The sequence below is a fragment of the Achromobacter sp. UMC71 genome, assembly GCF_014170305.1.
Taxonomy (GTDB): Bacteria; Pseudomonadota; Gammaproteobacteria; order Burkholderiales; family Burkholderiaceae_B; genus Achromobacter.
Map to the genome: position 1 here is coordinate 37830 of NZ_LZZT01000009.1, position 18656 is coordinate 56485.

Below are 18656 nucleotides of genomic sequence, written 5' to 3' on the forward strand. Positions count from 1 at the left end.
CCATGACCTCACGCGCGTTTCACGCCACCCGTATCGCCTGCGCCGTCGCCGCGCTGGGCGTGTCCCTGTCTGCCCATGCGCAATACCGCCAAGCCCGCAACACCTGCGTCGACGCCTCCGAGGTCAGCGCCATGGCGATGGTCGATCATCGCGACGACAACCGCAACGCGGCCCTGGGCTGCATCCGGCCGCTGTCCGACAACCGCGCCGCCGTGCTGCTGCCGTCGGCGCTGGAAGAGATCGACCGCGTGCCCACCGACGAATCGCTGCGGCGGCACGCCTGGGGCTTTCTGGACAGCAACGGCAAGTTGGCCATCAATCCGCAGTTCGAAGCCGTCGGCGACTTTCATCACGGCCTGGCCGCGGTGCGCTGGAAGGGCAAGTGGGGCTACATCGACGCCAAGGGCAAGATGGCGGTGCCGCCGCGCTACGACAGCGTGTCGGACTTCGTCGAGGCCGGGTTGGCCGTGGTGACGCTGGACGGCAGCCGTCAACTGATCGACCGCGGCGGGCGCGCCGTGGGCGACGTACTCGACGCCAGCGTCCAGACCGTGGAGCTGGGGGAAGGCAAGCCGGCCCAGATCTCCATCTCGTACCGCGAGGAGTACCGTTCCAATAGCGGCGAGCGCCGCTACGCCACGGACGACATCCGCATCCTGTCCGGCTACGGCGCCGACCTGTTCATCGCCGCCGACGCGCACGGCATGTATGGCTTGCTCGACAGCGACTGGAACTGGCGCGTCAAACCGCAATACAGCGACATCTCGCGACCGTCCAAGTCGGCCCTGGCGCTGGCCGTCGGCGACAACGAAGTGGCGCTGATCGACGCGTCCGGCAACGTCATCGGCCAGGGCAAGGGCTACCAGCGCCTGATCCGGGTCGGCCAGGCCTTCTGGAGCGGACAACTGCCCCGCGGCGGCTACGCGCTGCTTGACGCCGCCGGCCAGCCCCTGGGCAATTTCACCGATGCCGAAGCCCAATCCACGGTGCTGCATGGCAACACCCTGGTGTACGCCACTGGCGACACGCTCAAAGCCTATGTGCCGGGCCGCGCGGAGGCGCTGACGCTGGGCACGGGCCTGACCGCCGCCGAGAACGAAGGCGACTACGTGCTGTTCCGCGATGGCGCGCAACGCGTGGCCGGCATCCTCACGCCCAAGGGCGCCTGGCTGCATGGCGATACCGCGCCGTCCTGGCTGGCAAACGTCGACCGGATCGTGCTGCGCCAGGGCAAGCTGTGGCTGTCCGGCAATGACGGCGAACTGTTCAATGCGCTGGACGCGGACGGCCGCGAGATCCTGCAAGCGGATGCCCTGGCCGCCGCCCAAGGCTCGCAACTGCGCGACATGCCGCTCGACCTGCCCGGCGGTCCGCTGGGCCTGCTGGGCCAAGGTTATTGCCAGTGCGGCGACAGCAATGCCGGGCTGCTGCTGGCCGACGGCAGCGTCGCCACCGACAAGACCTGGACCGAGATCGTGCCGCTGGACGGCCCGAAGGACGAATACGCCGCGCGCGACGACTCGACCGATACCCTGACCGCCGACCAATTGCGCTTTGCCGCGCAAACCGAAGACGGCATGCAGTTGCTGGATGCGCACGGTAAGCCGATGGACCTGCCCCTGCAGCAGCACATCGGTGACTTCCGCCACGGCTATGCGCTGATCTACGCCAAGGGCGAGGCGCGCATCATCGACCGCGCCGGCAAGTCCTACGCCCTGCCGGATTATTTCGAGACCGAGGTGGTCGCGCCCGGCCTGGTGCGCTATCTGAAGACCGCGGCCGAAGGCGACCCCTGGGGCCTGTACGACTTCATCGCCGGCAAGGAAGTGGCGGCACCGGCGTTCCAGTTCATCGACGTCTTCCAGGACGGCCAGGCGGTCGCCTCGCTGGGCGCGGACAAGGTCGGCGTGATCGACCAGCAAGGCAAATGGATCGTGCCGCCGGCCCATCACGGCGCCAAACGCGTCAGCGACAAGCTGTGGCTGGTCTCGCAGGCCGCGTGGAAAGGCGACGACTACCAACGTCCGCAAGCGGTGATCAATGCCAGCGGCCACGCGCTGACCACGTTCCAGTCCGGCATGGACGTGTCGCGCGCCGACGACGGCGCCTACCTGGCCTACAGCCAGAAACAGCGCTGGATGATCTCGCCCGACGCATCCGATGCCCTCGACATGAAAGACGCGGGCTACACGCCGATGGGTAGCTGGATGGCGATCCGGCGCGCCAACCGACATGGCTACCTGGATAGCGCCGGCCGCTGGCAGATTGCGCCCGGCCCGGTCGCCGGCACGCCGTTCCAGGGCAAGCCGGCCCGCGCGCTGTTGAGCGACGACGACGGCGCCCGCCTGATCGACGAGCACGGCAAGACCGTGGCCAGCCTGCCCGCCGGCGAGTGGAGCTGGCCCGCCGGCTCGCCCTGGCTGGTGCGCCGCGACCAGCAGCAAGGCAAGCACATCACCCACTATGTCGACCTGACCGGCAAGACACGCATGACGCTGGCCGGCTTCGGTTCGGGGTTCTCGGAAGGCCGCGCCGTCATGACGTTGCCCAACGGCACCGAACGCGCCGTCAACGACAAGGCGGTAGCAGACGGCCCGGTGTTCGACTATCTGGGCGCGCGGCACGACGGCCTGGCCGTCGCCCGCGTGGGCGGCCTGCTCGGCTACGCCGATGGCCAGGGCAAGCTCGCGATCGCGCCGGTCTATCTGTACGCCACGCCGTTCTCGGGCCAACGCGCCGTGGTGTCCACGCGCGACATGTCGATGATCCTGGACAACCAGGGCGCGATGGTGGCGCGGGTCGGCATGGAATGCGGCATCCGCACGCTGTACGGCGCCTACAACCAGCGGCTATGGCCGCTGTCGATGCCGCAGCGCTGCCGGCAGTAGCGCTGGCAGTCGCGTGCCGCCACGGCCGCGCCTGCCGCGCGGGCGTGGCGCGCCGCGATCACTGCGTGTCCAGCGCCAAGTAGCGGCGCGTCTGCACGATCTCTTCGCGTTCCTTGAAGCTAGTCAGGCGGTCGGCCAGCGCGCTGCTGTCGCCGGTCTCGCGGATGGCGGCCAGCGTCGCCTGCATCGCGTGAATGGCCGCGCGCTGCAGGTCCGACGGAATGATCGCCAGTCGGTAGCCCATGACCGCCAGGTCGGGCAGCGGCACCAGCGGCGTCTTGCCGCCGTAGAACATGTTGATGAGCTTCAGGCCGGGCAGGCGGTCCGCGATGGCGCGGATCTGCGCCAGCGTTTCCGGCGCCTCGACGAACACCATGTCGGCGCCGGCCTTCACATACTGCTCGGCGCGGTTGATGGCCGCGTCAAAGCCTTCCACGGCGATGGCGTCGGTACGCGCGATGACCAGCGTGTCGGCATCGGCCAGGGTCTGCCGTGCGATGTGCACCTTGCGGCTCATTTCCTCGGCGTCCACCAGGCTCTTGTCGTCCAGATGGCCGCAGCGCTTGGGAAAGGACTGGTCTTCGATATGAAAGGCGGCCACGCCCGCCCGCTCCATGATGCGCACGGTGCGTTCGACGTTGGCCGAGCCGCCGAAACCGGTGTCGGCATCGGCCACCACTGGCAGGCCGCTGGCGTCGACGATCTTTTCCACGCGGTCCATCACCTCGGTGAAGCTGAGCAGGCCAATGTCGGGATAGCCCGCCGCGCGGGCAATGGCGCCGCCGCTGGCGTATACCGCGTTGAAGCCTGCGGCCGCCACCAGGCGGGCCGACATGCCGTCGTAGGCGCCGGGCGCCACCACGATGTCCTGGGCCAGATGCTGGCGCAAGCGCGCGCCGGGAGTCAGAGAGGTTGCCATGCGCATTCCTTGAAAACGAAAGATCGATGCCCGCATGATCGTCCCGCCACAATAGAATGTCCAATATATGGAAAATTGATAATCAGTACTCTATAGGTATCAATATGGAACTGCGCCACCTGCGCTATTTCGTGGCCACGGCCGAGGCCCAGCACTTCACCCGCGCGGCCGAACAGCTGGGCATGGCCCAGCCGCCGCTGTCGCAGCAGATCCGGCAACTGGAAGAAGAAGTGGGCACGCCACTGTTCGACCGCCGCGGGCGCGGCGTCAGCTTGAACGACGCCGGCCGCGCCTTCCTGGTGTGCGCACAGGACATCCTGCAACGCGCGCAGGCCGCCGTGCAGACGGCGCAACGCGCCGCGCGCGGCGAAGTCGGCGAACTGGCGCTGGGCTTTACCGAGTCGGCATCGTTCCATCCGGTCGTGACGGAATTGATCCGCCTGTACCGGCAGCAGTATCCCGACGTGGAAATGACCTTGTCGCAGGACGACAGCGAGACGCTGGTGGCGCAGTTGCGCGACGGCGCGATCGATGCGGCCTTCGTGCGCCCGCCCTTCGCGATCGACGGCGGGCTGCGCTTCATGCAGCTGACCGAAGAGCCGTTGGTGGTGGCGCTGCCGCTGGGCCACGCGCTGGCGCGGCGCAAGCGGCTGGCGCCCGCCGACCTGGCGCAGGAACGCTTCATCCAGTATTCGCGCAAGTCCGGCTATGGACTCAGCGCCGATATCATGGCCGCGTGCCGCCAGCATGGCCTGAACCCGCTGCCCGGCCAGCGCGCGCCGCAGCTGTCGTCGGCGGTGAACCTGGTGGCCGCGGGCATGGGCGTGGCCATCGTGCCCGCGTCGCTGCGCCACCTGCGGCCGGACGGCGTGGTCTACCGGCCGTTCGCGCTGGATTGGCCGCGCGCGGTGCTGGGGCTGGCGGTGCGCCAGGATGCGCCCGGCGGCCGGGTCGCCAATCTGCTGGCGCTGGCGCGGGGGTAAGCGCGCTCAACCTGCCCGCTGCGCGTGCCGGCATTCGCGCACCGGCGCATGAACCGCTACGCTTCAGTCTTCGTGCGACTCGTGCACCGCCACTGCGCCACGCTTCCAGTAGCTGGCCGCGCGGATGCGGTGCTTGTCGATGCCGTGCTGCGCCACCATGATCTCGCGCACCGCCTTGGCTGCCGCGGATTCGGCCGCGACCCAGGCATAGCCCTCGCCCGGCGGCAGCGCCAACTCGCGCGCGGCTTCCAGCAGCAGCGTGCTGTAGCCCGGCGCGGTGCCGTTGCGATGCAGCCAGCGCACATGGGCCTGGGCGCGCGTGGCCAGCGGCATTTCGTTGTCGGGGCCGGGCACTTCGATCAGCACCAGCGCCTGGGCGGTGGCGGGCAGTTCTTCCAGGCGGCGCGAGATCGCCGGCAGCGCGGTCTCGTCGCCGATCAGCACATGCCAATCAAAGCCGGTGGGCACCACGAACGAGCCGCGCGGGCCGCCGATGCCCAGGCGCTGGCCCGCCTCGGCCTGTTCGGCCCAGGAGGATGCGGGGCCGTCGCCGTGCAGCACGAAGTCGATGTCCAACTCCTGCCGTGCGGCGTCAAAGCGGCGCGGCGTGTAGTCGCGCGCGGCCGGACGCGGCACGCCTTCTGGGAACTTGAGGCCGTCGGGACCCGCTTCGGGCAACGCCACGGGCTGGGACGGATCGGCGGGGAAAAACAGTTTCACGTGGTCGTCGAACGAGGCGGACACGAAGTCCCGCAGGTCTTCACCGGTGAAGGTGACACGGGCCAGCAGGCCCGCGATGCGCTCGACACGCGCCACGGTCAGCGTGCGCATCTTCAATGCGTGGCGCACACGTTCGACAGTCAGGTCGGTACGGGTCATGGGTACTCCAAGGGAATGAACGGAATCAGGCACAGCTCTTGCCGGTGATTTCCTCGGTGGCGCGGCGCAGGATGGCGGCGATGCGGCGCTGTTCGGCGGGCGACGCCTCGGTGCGTTCCAGCAGCGCGTGGCGGATCGCCTGGCGGGCATGGACGAATTCGTCGATCCAGCCGGCGGCCGCGTCGTCATCGGCGGGGGCGGAACGAGGCTCGCCGCTCCAGGCCTGGCGCATCCAGTCCATCTTGCGCGCCACGTGCTTGAGCTTGTTGAACATCAGCGACAGGCGTTCGCGGTTCGCTTCCAGGTGGGCGCGGCCGGGCTCGGCCAGGTGGTAGCGCTTCTTGGTGCCTTCCTGTTCGACGGTGGCGTAGCCCAGTTCTTCCAGGTAGGTCAGCGCGGGGTAGACCATGCCCGGGCTGGGCGTGTAGAAGCCGTTGGACAAGGTGCCCAGCGCCTTGATGAGTTCGTAGCCGTGGCTGGGGTTCTGTTCCAGCAGGCCGAGCAGCATCAGTTGCAGATCGTCGGCGGTGACTTTGCGGCTGCGGCCCCAGCCGCGGCCGTCGCCGCCGAAGCTGTCGTCGGCATCGCCGCCACGGCCGCCCCAGGGGCCGCCGAACCAGCCGCCACCGCCGCCGGCATGGCGGCGATGACGGCCACGGCCGCCTTCGCAGAAATTGCCTTGGGGCTCGTCGCCGTGGCCATGGCCGGCGCGGCCAGGATGATCGGCATAGCCGTAATGGCCATGGCGGCCGCCGTGGCCTTCGCGCATGGCATGGCGCGAGCCGCGGACAAACGCGGTCAGAAAGTGGAAATAGCGCATGGGGGTGCCTCGCTGGGTATCGGGAGTATGACTTACGATGTATCTTAAGATATATATCTTACGATACATAGCCCTGCTTCCCGCCGTCAAGCGGCTTTTTCACCCCGTCACGGCCCGCCCCTTGTCCAGCACGCCGGCCGCGATGCCGGCGACGATCAGCAGCATCCCCGCCACCAAGGGCGTGCTCAGCGGCTCGTGCAGTACCACCGCCGCGCACAGCAGGCCGACGACCGGCACCCCCAGCAGGCCAATGGACGTCACGCCCGCGGGCAGGGAGCGGTTCACATTTACCGCTGCCCAGTACGCCACCGCGATTCCGAACACGCCCCCATACCCCAGCAGCCAGGCCAGGTCCGCATGCCACACCACGCGCGGCGCGCCCTCGGCCGCCCAGGCCACCGCCGCCAGCACCACCGAGGCCAGCAGCGCCTGCCAGAACGCCAGTTCAAACGGCGGCGTCACCCAATGGTGGGCCCGCACATAGACAATATTGGCGGCCCAGCACAGCGCCGCCAGCAACACCAGGCCGTTGCCGAACACGGCATCGCCGTTGCGCCAGTCGAATGCCAACGGATTGAAGATGACCCCCAGCCCCAACAGGCCCAGCACCAAGCCGGCCTGGCGGCCGCGACCGATGGGTTCGCCCAGGAAAATGCGGGCCGCGGGAATGACCCATAGCGGCGTGGTGTAGGCCAGCACCACCGAACGCCCCGCCGGCACGTACTGCAGCCCCAGGCTGACCAGGGCGGCGAACGCGCCCATGTGCAGCAGGCCCACGCTGAGGATCACGGGGATGTCGGCTTTGACCGGCCAGGCAACCCGCCGCAGCAGCAGGCCTAATACGAGCAAGGCGGCGGTGCCGGCCAGGCTGCGCGCCGCCACCGCCCAGATCGGCGTCATGAATTGCAGGAGCAGCTTGCTGACGACCCAGGTGAAGCCCCAGGCGAGCACAACCACGACGAGCAGCGACAGGGCCTTGCGGCGCGAGAGGATTTCGGTAGCCATGGCGGCGACTATAGGAGTGCGCCGCCGCCCCGCCGTAGACCCACGCGGCGCTTATTCTCTGGGGCCACGCGCCGGCTTGCGCGCCACCCATTGCGCAAAGGCGCGCGCCTGCGGTTCGTCCGGCGCGGGCGCGTACACCACCAGGCGCAGATGCCGGCTTTCATCGACCGACAAGGTCGAATGCTCGAACGCCACATCGCCCAGCGAATCGATATGCAGACTGCGCACGCCCATGCAATTGCCATGCACGTCATGTTCGCGCCACCACGATTTGAAGTCGGGCGACACCCGTTCCAGTTCGTCGACCAGCTCGGCGATGTCGGGCACGCCCGCGGCCGACGCGAAATCGCGCCGGAAGGTGGACAGCATGGCGGGCGCCTGCGCTTGCCAGTCCACGAACAGCTGCCGCATGGCCGGGTCCGTGAACAGCATCCACAACAGGTTGCGCCGCCCCGGCGACTGCGCGCCGAAGCCGAACACGCGCTCGGCCGCTGCGTTCCACACCACCACGTCCCAGCGCAGGTTCAGGATGTAGGCGGGACGCGCGGGCAGATCGTCCATCAGCCTGCGCACCTGCGGCGGCACGGTGCACCACGTGCGCCCCGGTTCGGCCGGCGGGCGCTGGTGGGCCAGCAGATAGAGATGCCGCCGCTCGGCCGCGTCCAGCTTCAGCACGCGCGCCAGGTTTTCCAGGAAGGTCGCCGACACGCTGATGTTGCGGCCCTGCTCGAACCACGTGTACCAGGCCAGGCCCACACCGGCCAACGCCGCCACTTCCTCGCGCCGCAAGCCCGGCGTGCGGCGGCGGCCGCCCGCAGGCAGGCCCAGCGCCGCAGGGCTCAGGCGTTCGCGGCGCAGGCGCAGGAACTCGGCCAGATCGCTACGGGTGCGGTCCAGCCGCTGCGCGGGGGCGGCGTCGGCCGCGGGAGGGGGGACGATCAATGCGGATGCGGCATCCGCTACGGAATCAGGCACGGCTTCAAGCTTGCGGGAACGGGGCATCGGCTATTGCCTTCAGTAATAGCATAAACAGCTAAATTGTATAAGGCTGGAAGACTGCCCAGAATAGCGCCAATCGTCCCTTCCATGGCCTATCCATGTCTTCCACCGCGCTGCCTTCCCCCCGCTGCAACCACGCGCCGGCCCCCGCCGCGCCCGGCCCCTTGGGCCTGGCCGTACTGCTGTCCGGCGGCTTCATCACGATCTTCGACCTGTTCGTGGTCAACGTCGCCATCCCCAACATGCAGGCCACCTTGAGCGCCAGCTTCGCGCAGATCAACTTCATCATCGTGGCCTACGAACTGGCCTATGGCGTGCTGCTGATCGCGGGCAGCCGGCTGGGTGACCGACATGGCCGGCGACGCCTGTTCATGCTGGGCATGGCGGGCTTCGCGCTGACCTCCGCGCTGTGCGGGCTGGCCCCCAGCGCCGACGCGCTGATTGCGGCGCGGGTGTTGCAGGGCGCAGCCGCGGCCATGCTGTTTCCGCAGGTCTATGCGCTGATCCGCGTCAGCTACGACGGCCATGCGCGCCGCCGCGCCTTTGGCCTGCTGGGCATGACGCTGGGCCTGGCCGCCATCGCCGGCCAGGTGCTGGGCGGATGGATCGTGCACGCCGACCTGTTCGGCCTGGGCTGGCGCACCATCTTCCTCGTCAACGTCCCGCTGGGCCTGATCGCATGGCGGCTGGCGCGCCACATTCCGGAGTCCCGTAACGCTTCGGGCGCCGCCATGGACTGGCCTGGTTCGGCCCTGGTCGGGCTGGGCCTGGGCTTGCTGCTGCTGGCGCTGATCGAAGGCCCGGCCCGCCACTGGCCCGCCTGGACATGGGCCGCGGGCGTTGCATCGCTGGCCCTGCTGGCGTGGTTCGCACAGTTGCAACGCCGCGCCGCCGCCGCGGGCCGCATGCCGCTGGTGGACATGGCCTTGCTGGCGCAACCGCGCTTTGCCGCGGGCTGTCTGCTGGTGACGCTGGTGTTTTCCACCGCCAGCGCCATGTTCCTGTGCTATGCCTTGCTGTTGCAGACAGGCCTGGGCGTGGATGCGTTGACGGCCGGCGCGGTGTTCGCGCCCGCCAGCGTGGGCTTCGTGGCCGGCTCGATGGCGGCACCGCGGCTGGTGGCGCGTTTTGGCACGCACGCCATCACGCTGGCCGCGTTGCTGTACGGCGGCGCCACCGCCGCCTTGATGTGGCAGGTGGACGCGGCCGGCGCCGCGCTCGCGCCCTGGTCATTGGTGCCGGCCCTGGTATGGCTGGGCGCGGCGCAGGGCGCGGTCAATACGCCGCTGGTCAATCTGGCGCTGGGGCTGGTGCAGGACCGCCACGCGGGCATGGCCGCCGGCGTGGTCGCAACATTGCAGCAGGTCGGCGCGGCGCTGGGCGTATCCGCCGCCGGCATGCTGTTCAGCGGCGCGCTCGACACGTACGCCGACGCCGCGGCCGGCGAACGCTATGCGCGCGCGTTCGCCAGCGCCATGCAATTCAATGTGGCCGCCATCGCCGTGTCGGTGCTGCTGCTCGGGTGGCTGGGGCGGCGGCGCTGACTCAGCCCGCCGACAATTCGCGTGCGCGTTGCTCGGCCTTAAGCGCCGCTTCGGTGATGGCGGCGGCCACGCCGGCCTCGCGCAGATGCGTCAGCGCGGCATAGGTGGTGCCGCCCTTGGAGGTCACGCGGTCCTGCAACTCGGCCAATGCCGCGTCGTCGCCGGCCGCCAGCTCGGCGGCGCCGCGAAACGCCGCCACCGACAAGCGGCGTGCATCGGCCGCCTCAAAGCCCAGCTCCCGCGCCGCTTTTTCCAGCGCCGCCATGAAATAGAACACGTAGCCCGGGCCGCTGCCGGTCACGGCGGTGACCGCGTCGATCATGGCTTCGGTATCGACCCAGATGCGCTCGCCGACGGCCGCGAACAGCGCATCCACCTGATCGCGCTGCGCCGCGTCGCAAGCCGCGGTGGCGTACAGGCCGGTCATGCCGAGCCCGACCTTGGCCGGCGTGTTGGGCATTGCCCGCACGATGCGCGCATGGCCGCCCAGCCATGGCGACAAGGACGCGAGATTGACACCCGCCGCGATGCTGACCACCGTGCTCTGCGCCGGCAGATGTGCCTGCACTTGCCCGCAGGCTTCGCGCAACGCCTGGGGCTTGGTCGCCAGCACGCACAGGGCCGCGCCGGCGATCTCGGCGCCGACGCTTTCGCGGCACGTCAGGCCGCGCGCCAGCAAGCCGGCACGCGTGGGTTCAAAGGGTTCCACCACCAGGAAATCCGCCAGTTTGCGGCCCTGTCCAAGCAACCCGTCGATGATGGCGCTGGCCATATTGCCGCCGCCGATGAAGACGATTTTTTCACGCATGAGGTCTGGTTCCTTCCGTCAATCGAAAATGGCTCGGCGCGTGCGCACCGCGGCGGCATCCAGCGCGCCGATGTGATTGCGCCCCAGCAACCGCAATGTGTTCTCCAGCTCGGCGCGCAGAATCGCCAGCACCTCGCCCGCGCCGCGCGGCCCCCGGCCCGCCAGTCCGTACAGCGGCGCGCGGCCCAATAGCACCGCACGCGCGCCCAGCGCCGCCGCCTTGGCGATATCGCTGCCGCGCCGCACCCCGCCATCCACCAGCACGTCAAGCGACTGCCCCAGTTCGGCCGCCACCTGCGGCAGGGTTTCCAGCGCGCAAGGCGCACTTTCCAGCTGCCGCCCACCATGGTTGGACAACACGATGCCGTCCACGCCGCGCGCCTGGGCCCGGCGCGCGTCGGCCAGCGTCTGGACGCCCTTGATGACGATGCGACCGCGCCACTTGCGGCGCAGCCAGTCGATATCGTCCCAGGTCAACGCCAGATCCATCTGACGGCTCAGGGCGGACGCCTGCTCGGTGATGTTTTCACGCGCATTGGAACTGACCGCCAGGTTCTTCAACTGCGGACCTCCCCCACGCAGCATGCGCCAGCACCAGCCCGGGTGCGCCGCCAGATCCAGCAGCATACGGCCGGACGGTCGCAGCGGCAGTTTGAAGCCGTTGCGCTTGTCGTGGTCGCGGTTGCCATGCACCGGCACGTCGACGGTCAGGAACAGCACGGTATAACCACTGCCCCAGGCCCGGCCCATCAGGTGTTCGGCGATGCGGCGGTCGCGTTGCACGTACAGTTGCAACCACAGTTCGCCCGCGCTGGCCGCGCGCACATCTTCCAGCAAGGAGGTCGATGCCGTGGACAGCACGAACGGCAGGCCGGCGCGATGCGCGGCGCGCGCCAGATGCACGTCCGCATCGGGCCAGAACAGCCCGTTCAGGCCCGTCGGCCCGACAATGGCGGGCATGGCCGCGGCCGCGCCCAGCACGGTGGTTTCCAGGCGGCAGTCGGTGACGTCGGCCAGCACCTCGGGCACAAACTCCAGATCGCCAAAGGCGGCCACGTTGCGCCGCAAAGAAGCGCCATCCTCGGCGCCTCCTTCCAGATAATCGAAGGCCAGCCGGGGCAGCCGCTTGCGCGCCTGCGCCCGGTAATCCATCACGCTGGGCAGCATGTCTCTTCCTTGTTGCCGGGATTCCGTTTAAATTACATATCGAGCATATCAATTGTATTTCGATTGTTTTAAAAACCGCTATTCGGGCCTTCCGCCCTAGGACATACCCTAAAATCGATTGATATACGATTAATCAAATCGAAAAGCGATTTAAGTAATCGTATGCTGTGTCTCAACGTGATCGGGTTCCAACCCTCCGATCCCCACGGGATGACAGACATGACCACAGGCACCTCCCTGCTCGATGCGCTTATCCAGGCCTTGGGCGATAGCGCGATCCTGCGCGCCGACGCCGACATGGCCGGCTACACCGAAGACTGGCGCGGCCGCTACAAGGGCGCGGCGCTTTGCGTGGCCCTGCCAGGCTCTACCCAGCAGGTCGCCGAGATCGTGCGCCTGTGCAACGCCCACGCCACCCCCGTGCTGCCGCAAGGCGGCAACACCAGCCTGTGCGGCGGCGCGGTGCCGGACGAGGCAGGCCCGCCGCCCGTCATCGTCAACCTGTCGCGCCTGCGCCAGATCCGCCGCGTGGACCCCGCCAACAACTCGATGGAAGTCGAAGCCGGCTGCGTGCTGGCCACTGTGCAGCAAGCTGCCGCGGAACATGGCCGCCTGTATCCCATCAGCCTGGGCGCCGAGGGCTCGTGCCAGATCGGCGGCACCATCGCCACCAACGCGGGCGGCACGGGCGTGCTGCGCTACGGCAACACGCGCGACAACATCCTGGGCCTGGAAGTCGTGCTGCCCGACGGATCCATCTGGAACGGCCTGACCGCCCTGCGCAAGAACAATACGGGCTTCGACCTGAAGCACCTGTTCATCGGCGCCGAAGGCACCCTGGGCATCGTCACCGCGGCCGTCTTGAAACTGCACCCGCTGCCCACCCGCCACGCCATCGCCTGGCTCGCGCCCGCCGATCCGCAGGCCGCCCTGGACATCCTGGGCCTGTTCCAGCAGCAATGCGGCGCGCGCCTGTCGGCCTTTGAAATGATCGACAGCAACCAGCTGGATATCGTCATGACCCACGTGCCCGGCCGCAGGAATCCCCTGGCCGGCGAGCATCCCTGGCATGTGCTGGTGGAGCTGTCGGACACCGGCAGCGGCCCGGAACTGCAGGACGTGCTGCAACAGATCCTGGAGCAGGCGTCCGAACAGGGCCTGCTGCACGATGCCGTGGTGGCCAGCAACGACAGCCAGCGTGCGGCGCTCTGGGAAGTGCGCCACAGCGTCTCGGAAGGCAACAAGAAGGCCGGCGTGGGCCTGACGACCGACAGCGCCGTGCCGGTCTCGAGCGTGCCGCGGTTCATCGCCGCCGCCACAGACGCCGTGCGCCGCCTGGTGCCTGACCTGCCCATCCTGATCGTGGCCCACCTGGGCGACGGCAACGTGCACTTCATTCCATTCTTCACGTTCGACGCCTGGCACGCGCTGCCCGAACGCGACGCGATGGCGGCCGCCATCCGCCGCGCCGTCAATGATGTGGCCGACGCGCTGGGGGGCACCTTCAGCGCCGAGCATGGCGTGGGCCGTACCTCGCTGGCCGAAATGGCGCACTACAAGTCGCCGGTCGAACTGGCCATGATGCGCACGCTGAAAGCCAGCTTCGACCCCGCTGCTCTCTTCAATCCCGGTCGCTTGCTGCCCTGAAGCCGCCCGTCCTGTCCCGCCGTCCCCGCCCCGCTGGAGCCCTTCCATGAAATCCACCCCGCACAACGCCTCGCGCCGCAGCGCGCTCAAAACCGCCGCCGCCGGCGTCGCCGCCCTGGCCATGCCGATGATCTGGACACCGTCGCGCGCGGCCTCCAAGCGCATCGTCGTGCGCGATGACGGCGGCATCTACAGCAAGGCCTACGGCGCCGTGTTCTACAAGCCGTTCACGGACGCCACCGGCATCCAGGTGGTGGGCGTGCAGGCCAACGCCGAGCCCACCGCGCAGATCCGCAGCATGGTGGACACCGGCAACTACACCTGGGACATGGCCAAGATCAGCCAACCCGCCATCCTGATGCTCACCGAAGGCGGCAAGGTCTACCTGGAAAAACATGGCCTGGAATCCGATCCGGTCGTCGCCACCATCCCCCAGCAATACATGTCGCCCTACGGGGTCGGCAACAACGTCTACACCACCGTGTTGGCCTATCGCACCGACGCCTTCAAGGGGCGCCGCGCCCCCGCTTCGTGGGCCGATTTCTGGGACGTCAAGAACATCCCGGGCCGGCGCGGCCTGCGCAAGCATCCGTTCGACACCATTGAAGAAGCGCTGATGGCCGACGGTGTGCCGACCGACAAGGTGTACCCCTGCGACATCGATCGCGCCCTGGCCAGTCTGGACAAGGTCAAGCCGTCCGTCGACGTGTGGTGGAACACCGGCGCTCAGGTCGAGCAGATGCTGGGGTCCGGTGAAGTCGACATGATCGCCACCTGGGTCTCGCGCGCGCAATCGGCCATCGCCAACGGTGCCCCGGTGCAGATCGTGTGGGACCAGAACATCTGGGGCTGCGACAACTGGTCGATCCTGAAGGGCACGCCCAACGCCGACGCCTGCCGCGAGTTCATCAAGTTTGCCTCGGACCCCAAACGCCAGGCCGCGCTGGTCGAATATTTCGCCGCCGGCGTGACCCAGCCCGCCGCGTTTGACTACATCAAGGCCGACGTGGCGCGCAACTGCCCCACCCACCCCGACAACATCAAGACCGGCCTGCACATCAACGCCGCGTACTGGCTGGACAAGCAGCGCGACGTGCTCGAGCGCTTCAACGGCTGGGTCTTGAAGTAATTCTTTGCATACGCCGAACACCATGTCTTCTTCCAATCTGCAAATCTCGGGCCTGGGCAAACGCTATGGCGACTTCGTCGCCCTGGCACCCACCCACCTGGATGTCGCCCGCGGCGAATTCCTGACCCTGCTGGGCCCGTCCGGGTCCGGCAAGACCACGCTGCTGAGCCTGATCGCAGGCCTGGCCCGGCCCGACGAGGGCCGCGTGCTGATCGACGGCAACGACGTCACCTACGGCGCGCCGTACGAACGGGATATCGGCATGGTGTTCCAGAACTACGCGCTGTTCCCGCACATGACCATCCTGGAAAATATCGCCTTTCCGCTGAAGATGCGCAAGGTGCCGGCGGCCGAAGCGAAACGCCGTGCGCAGGAAGCGCTGGACATGGTGCGCTTGCCCCATGTCGGCGCACGCCTGCCGCGCGAACTGTCCGGCGGACAACAGCAGCGCATCGCGCTGGCGCGCTGCATGGTCTACCGCCCCGCGATCATCCTGATGGACGAACCGCTGGGCGCGCTGGACAAGAAGCTGCGCGACCAGATGCAGCTGGAAATCAAGCGCATCCACCGCGAACTGGGCACCACCATCGTCTACGTGACGCATGACCAGGAAGAGGCCATGACCATGTCCGACCGCATCTGCCTGATGAACGGCGGCGCGATCGAACAGCTGGGCACGCCAGCCGACCTGTACTTCCGGCCGCGCACCCTGTTCGTGGCCGACTTCCTGGGCGAATCCAACCTGCTCAAGGGCGAGGTCACGGCCGTCGACGGCGACATGCTGACGGTCAAGCTGGCGCATCAGGGCGTCACCGGCCAGGCCCTGTCCAACGGCGCCGCCACCAAGATCGGCCAGAAAGTCACGCTGATGCTGCGACCGCAGAACCTGCAGGCCGGCCCCGCCGGCACTCATGGCCAAGCCCTGACCGGCAAGCTGCTCGACGTGATGGTGACGGGCAGCCTGACCAAGCTGTATCTGGACTCGGGCGTGCCCGACAGCGCCCCGTTCGTCGTCGCCTACCCCACGCGCCGCCAGGCCGAGCAATACACCATCGGCCAGCCGCTGTCGGTAGCCTGGCAGGCGACCGACGCGGTCGCCATTGCGGAGTGACCCCATGAGCTCCCTCGCCCCTCCCCGCAAGCGCATGAGCCAGGGTCACCGCCACTTCCTGATGGCCGCGCCGCTGGTGATCCTGCTGCTGGTGCTACTGATCTATCCGGTCGGCCAGTTGTTGTTGCTGAGCTTCTACGGCGATCAGGGCTTCTCGCTGGCCCAATACCACCGCCTGTTCGAGTCGTCGGTGTACGTCAACGTGCTGCTGATCACGTTGAAGATCTCGCTGTGGACGACCTTCTTTTCCGTGGTGGCCGGCTACCCGGTCGCCTACCTGATCTCCAGCCTGTCGGCCAGGCGCAAGACGTCACTGCTGTTCTGGGTATTGCTGTCGTTCTGGACCAGCTTCCTGGTGCGCACCTTCGCCTGGGTCGTGCTGCTGGGCCGCAACGGCGTGGTCAACCAGTTGCTGCAGGCGCTGGGCATCCTGGATGCGCCGGCCAACCTGCTCTATAACTTCGGCAGCGTATTGGTCGGCATGGTGCATGCGCTGATGCCGCTGGCCGTGCTGACGATGCTGTCGGTCATGGAGAACATCGACCGCAACCTGCCGCGCGCCGCCTCCACCCTGGGCGCACGCCCCGGCACCGCGTTCTGGAAGATCTACTTCCCGCTGTCCATGCCCGGTGTGGCGGCCGCGGCCATCATGGTGTTCGTCACCGCCATCGGCTTTTTCATTACTCCGGCACTGCTGGGCGGCCGCAAGGAAACGATGATCACCCAGATCATCATCGATCAGGTCCAGCAGACCATGAACTGGGAATTCGCCGGCGCGGTGTCTGTGCTGCTGCTGGTGGTGGTGCTGGCGGTCTTCGCGCTGTACGACAAGATACTGGGCCTGTCGACCATGACCGGCGGCGGCGCGTCCCGCCCCCGCGCGGCCGCCAGACCCGGCCTGCTGCACCGTGCAGGCGAAGCCCTGCTCGACCTGCTGGCCGCGCTGTCCGACCGCCTGTTCTCGCTGCTGCCCAAGCGCCTGCGCCGCTCGGTGTCCGGCACCGGCCAATCGCGCACCCTGTGGTGGATCGTGCTGGCGGTGCTGGCCTTCCTGTCCGCCCCCGCGTTCCTGATGATCCCGCTGTCGTTCGATTCAGGTTCCGGCCTGACCTGGCCGCCCAAGGGCTTTTCGCTGCAATGGTACGAGCAGATGTTCACGTCGCCGGTGTGGATGCAAGCCATCACGCGCTCGCTGATCGTGGGGGTGGGCACCGGCCTGCTGGCCATGCTGATCGGCACGCCGGCCGCCTTCCTGCTGGTACGCGCCGACATGCGCGGCAAGTCCGCCATGCTGGCCTTCGTGCTGTCGCCTATCGTGGTGCCGCGCATGATCATCGCGGTGGGCATGTTTTATTTCTTCGCCCGCGTCGGCCTGGTCGGTTCGACCATTGGCCTGATCCTGGCGCATACGGTCGTGGCAGTGCCGTACGTGGTGATCACCATGATGGCGGTACTGCGCAACTACGACACACGCCTGGACCTGGCGGCGCAGAGCCTGGGCGCGGGCCCCTGGTCGACGCTGCGCTTCGTCACCTTCCCGATCCTGGGCGCAGGCCTCATGTCGTCGTTCCTGTTTGCGTTCGCGACCTCCTTCGACGAGCTGACGATCGCGCTGTTCGCTTCTGGCGGCCTGAACGCCACCCTGCCCAAGCAATTCTGGGACGAGGTGACGCTGCAGATATCCCCGGTGATCGCCGCCGTATCCACCTGCCTCTTTATCTTCATCGCCGCGCTGATCTGGCTCGCCGACCGGCTGCGCCGCCGCAGCCTGACGGGCTGACGCGCGGCGCCGTTTCCCTTTATCAGGATTTCTTCCATGTTGAATGCAAGCCATCTGCGCGGCGTGTTCCCCGCGATTCCCACCCCGGTCAACGCCGACGACACGATCAATGCCCCGGCCGCCCAGGCCCTGATCGCCTACCTGCTCAAGCAAGGCATCGACGGCATCGTGCCGCTGGGCGGCACGGGTGAATACGGCGCGCTGGCCCGCGCCGAGCGCATCCGCATGTGCAAGCTGACGGTCGACGCCGTGGCCGGCCGCGTGCCGGTCATCCCTGGCGTGCTGGACCCGGGCTTTCACGATGCCCTGCAAGCCGGCCGCGAATTCGCCGACGCGGGCGCCGACGCGCTGATGGTGCTGACGCCCTACTACACGACCCCGACCCAGGCCGGCATCCGCGAGTACTTCCTGCGCTACGCGGACGCATCGCCGCTGCCGGTGATGATCTACGAAATCCCGTATCGCACCCGCATCGCGATCGCGCCGGAAATCCTGCACGAACTGTCGCGCCACCCGAATATCATCGGCATGAAGGCGTGCAATACGGACATGTACCACTTCTTGCGCACGGTAGCCGGCGTGGACGAATCGTTCGCCGTCTTCAGCGGCGAAGACACACTGCTCCCCGTCCACCTGGCCGCCGGCGCGCGCGGCGGCATCGTGGTGACGGCAAGCCTGCTGCCCAAGGCCTGGCGCAAGGTCTACGACCTGGCGGCCGAAGGCCGCACACAAGACGCGATGCTGCTGCACCGCCGCCTGATCCCTCTGATGAACCTGGCATTCGCGGAAACGAATCCCGGACCGATGAAGTCTGTAATGGATCTCATCGGCGTCGATTCGCCTTGTGTTTTGGATCCGTTGGTGGAGCCGGGGGCTGAGTTGCAGGCGGCTTTGCGGGCTGTGGTTCGGCCGTTGTTGGCTGAGTTTGAGGGCGTTTGAAAGATTGAGTTCTTAAGCCGCGCGTGGCGGTGTCGGGG

15 protein-coding genes are annotated in these 18656 nt (G+C 67.9%); 8 read left to right on the forward strand and 7 right to left on the reverse strand.

Annotated elements, in window-relative coordinates; genetic code table 11:
* The first annotated feature begins 2 nt into the window (after positions 1-2).
* Positions 3-2888 (forward strand): WG repeat-containing protein, encoded by a 2886-nt coding sequence (locus tag A9974_RS03455; RefSeq protein ID WP_183002757.1) that lies wholly within the window; start codon positions 3-5, stop codon positions 2886-2888.
* A 58-nt stretch (positions 2889-2946) separates the two neighbouring features.
* Here the strand turns inward: A9974_RS03455 and A9974_RS03460 are convergent, their stop codons facing one another.
* Complete coding sequence (locus A9974_RS03460; RefSeq protein WP_183002758.1) at positions 2947-3807, reverse strand: oxaloacetate decarboxylase; 861 nt, start codon at positions 3805-3807, stop codon at positions 2947-2949.
* Between the two features lie 104 nt (positions 3808-3911).
* Here A9974_RS03460 and A9974_RS03465 point away from each other — a divergent pair, with 104 nt between their 5' ends.
* Positions 3912-4790, forward strand: a complete 879-nt coding sequence (locus A9974_RS03465) for a LysR family transcriptional regulator (RefSeq protein WP_183002759.1) — start codon at positions 3912-3914, stop codon at positions 4788-4790.
* 63 nt (positions 4791-4853) lie between these two features.
* Here A9974_RS03465 and A9974_RS03470 read toward each other — a convergent pair whose 3' ends face one another.
* From A9974_RS03470 to A9974_RS03485, 4 genes are all read right to left on the reverse strand, one after another.
* Positions 4854-5669, reverse strand: coding sequence for a siderophore-interacting protein (locus A9974_RS03470; RefSeq protein ID WP_183002760.1), 816 nt, complete (start codon positions 5667-5669; stop codon positions 4854-4856).
* 25 nt (positions 5670-5694) lie between these two features.
* Positions 5695-6489 carry a PadR family transcriptional regulator gene (locus A9974_RS29370; protein ID WP_255467991.1) on the reverse strand — a complete coding sequence of 265 codons (795 nt, stop codon included), beginning with the start codon at positions 6487-6489 and terminating at the stop codon, positions 5695-5697.
* 99 nt (positions 6490-6588) lie between these two features.
* On the reverse strand, positions 6589-7494 hold the full coding sequence (locus A9974_RS03480; RefSeq protein WP_183002761.1) for a DMT family transporter: 906 nt from the start codon (positions 7492-7494) through the stop codon (positions 6589-6591).
* Positions 7495-7545: 51 nt separating this feature from the next.
* A complete protein-coding gene (locus tag A9974_RS03485) occupies positions 7546-8496 on the reverse strand; it encodes a helix-turn-helix transcriptional regulator (protein ID WP_255467992.1) in 951 nt (316 codons plus the stop codon).
* A gap of 95 nt (positions 8497-8591) precedes the next feature.
* Here A9974_RS03485 and A9974_RS03490 point away from each other — a divergent pair, with 95 nt between their 5' ends.
* Positions 8592-10037 carry an MFS transporter gene (locus A9974_RS03490; RefSeq protein WP_183002762.1) on the forward strand — a complete coding sequence of 482 codons (1446 nt, stop codon included), beginning with the start codon at positions 8592-8594 and terminating at the stop codon, positions 10035-10037.
* Position 10038: 1 nt separating this feature from the next.
* Here A9974_RS03490 and proC read toward each other — a convergent pair whose 3' ends face one another.
* Positions 10039-10845, reverse strand: coding sequence for a pyrroline-5-carboxylate reductase (proC, locus tag A9974_RS03495; RefSeq protein WP_183002763.1), 807 nt, complete (start codon positions 10843-10845; stop codon positions 10039-10041).
* A gap of 18 nt (positions 10846-10863) precedes the next feature.
* Positions 10864-12012, reverse strand: a complete 1149-nt coding sequence (locus A9974_RS03500) for an alpha-hydroxy acid oxidase (RefSeq protein WP_183002764.1) — start codon at positions 12010-12012, stop codon at positions 10864-10866.
* A gap of 219 nt (positions 12013-12231) precedes the next feature.
* Between A9974_RS03500 and A9974_RS03505 the strand changes: the two genes are divergently transcribed.
* The 5 genes from A9974_RS03505 to dapA are packed head-to-tail and all read left to right on the forward strand — an operon-like array spanning position 12232 to position 18618.
* On the forward strand, positions 12232-13659 hold the full coding sequence (locus A9974_RS03505; protein ID WP_183002765.1) for an FAD-binding oxidoreductase: 1428 nt from the start codon (positions 12232-12234) through the stop codon (positions 13657-13659).
* A 46-nt stretch (positions 13660-13705) separates the two neighbouring features.
* Complete coding sequence (locus A9974_RS03510; RefSeq protein ID WP_183002766.1) at positions 13706-14788, forward strand: ABC transporter substrate-binding protein; 1083 nt, start codon at positions 13706-13708, stop codon at positions 14786-14788.
* A gap of 22 nt (positions 14789-14810) precedes the next feature.
* On the forward strand, positions 14811-15899 hold the full coding sequence (locus A9974_RS03515) for an ABC transporter ATP-binding protein (protein ID WP_183002767.1): 1089 nt from the start codon (positions 14811-14813) through the stop codon (positions 15897-15899).
* Between the two features lie 4 nt (positions 15900-15903).
* Entirely contained in the window at positions 15904-17679 is a 1776-nt protein-coding gene (locus tag A9974_RS03520; protein ID WP_183002768.1) for an ABC transporter permease subunit, read from the forward strand.
* A 36-nt stretch (positions 17680-17715) separates the two neighbouring features.
* Positions 17716-18618: a 4-hydroxy-tetrahydrodipicolinate synthase gene (gene dapA / locus A9974_RS03525; RefSeq protein WP_183002769.1), complete on the forward strand. Its 903-nt coding sequence runs from the start codon at positions 17716-17718 to the stop codon at positions 18616-18618.
* Positions 18619-18656 lie beyond the last annotated feature (38 nt).

Excerpts from the sequence above, each read along its gene's own strand:
- A9974_RS03460 (WP_183002758.1), bottom strand. The coding sequence starts at position 3,807 with ATGGCAACCTCTCTGACTCCCGGCGCGCGCTTGCGCCAGCATCTGGCC.
- A9974_RS03510 (WP_183002766.1), top strand. The coding sequence starts at position 13,706 with ATGAAATCCACCCCGCACAACGCCTCGCGCCGCAGCGCGCTCAAAACC.
- A9974_RS03485 (WP_255467992.1), bottom strand. The coding sequence starts at position 8,496 with ATGCCCCGTTCCCGCAAGCTTGAAGCCGTGCCTGATTCCGTAGCGGAT.
- A9974_RS03480 (WP_183002761.1), bottom strand. The coding sequence starts at position 7,494 with ATGGCTACCGAAATCCTCTCGCGCCGCAAGGCCCTGTCGCTGCTCGTC.
- proC (WP_183002763.1), bottom strand. The coding sequence starts at position 10,845 with ATGCGTGAAAAAATCGTCTTCATCGGCGGCGGCAATATGGCCAGCGCC.
- A9974_RS03465 (WP_183002759.1), top strand. The coding sequence starts at position 3,912 with ATGGAACTGCGCCACCTGCGCTATTTCGTGGCCACGGCCGAGGCCCAG.
- A9974_RS03500 (WP_183002764.1), bottom strand. The coding sequence starts at position 12,012 with ATGCTGCCCAGCGTGATGGATTACCGGGCGCAGGCGCGCAAGCGGCTG.
- A9974_RS03505 (WP_183002765.1), top strand. The coding sequence starts at position 12,232 with ATGACCACAGGCACCTCCCTGCTCGATGCGCTTATCCAGGCCTTGGGC.
- A9974_RS03520 (WP_183002768.1), top strand. The coding sequence starts at position 15,904 with ATGAGCTCCCTCGCCCCTCCCCGCAAGCGCATGAGCCAGGGTCACCGC.
- A9974_RS03515 (WP_183002767.1), top strand. The coding sequence starts at position 14,811 with ATGTCTTCTTCCAATCTGCAAATCTCGGGCCTGGGCAAACGCTATGGC.
- A9974_RS29370 (WP_255467991.1), bottom strand. The coding sequence starts at position 6,489 with ATGCGCTATTTCCACTTTCTGACCGCGTTTGTCCGCGGCTCGCGCCAT.
- A9974_RS03455 (WP_183002757.1), top strand. The coding sequence starts at position 3 with ATGACCTCACGCGCGTTTCACGCCACCCGTATCGCCTGCGCCGTCGCC.
- A9974_RS03470 (WP_183002760.1), bottom strand. The coding sequence starts at position 5,669 with ATGACCCGTACCGACCTGACTGTCGAACGTGTGCGCCACGCATTGAAG.
- A9974_RS03490 (WP_183002762.1), top strand. The coding sequence starts at position 8,592 with ATGTCTTCCACCGCGCTGCCTTCCCCCCGCTGCAACCACGCGCCGGCC.
- dapA (WP_183002769.1), top strand. The coding sequence starts at position 17,716 with ATGTTGAATGCAAGCCATCTGCGCGGCGTGTTCCCCGCGATTCCCACC.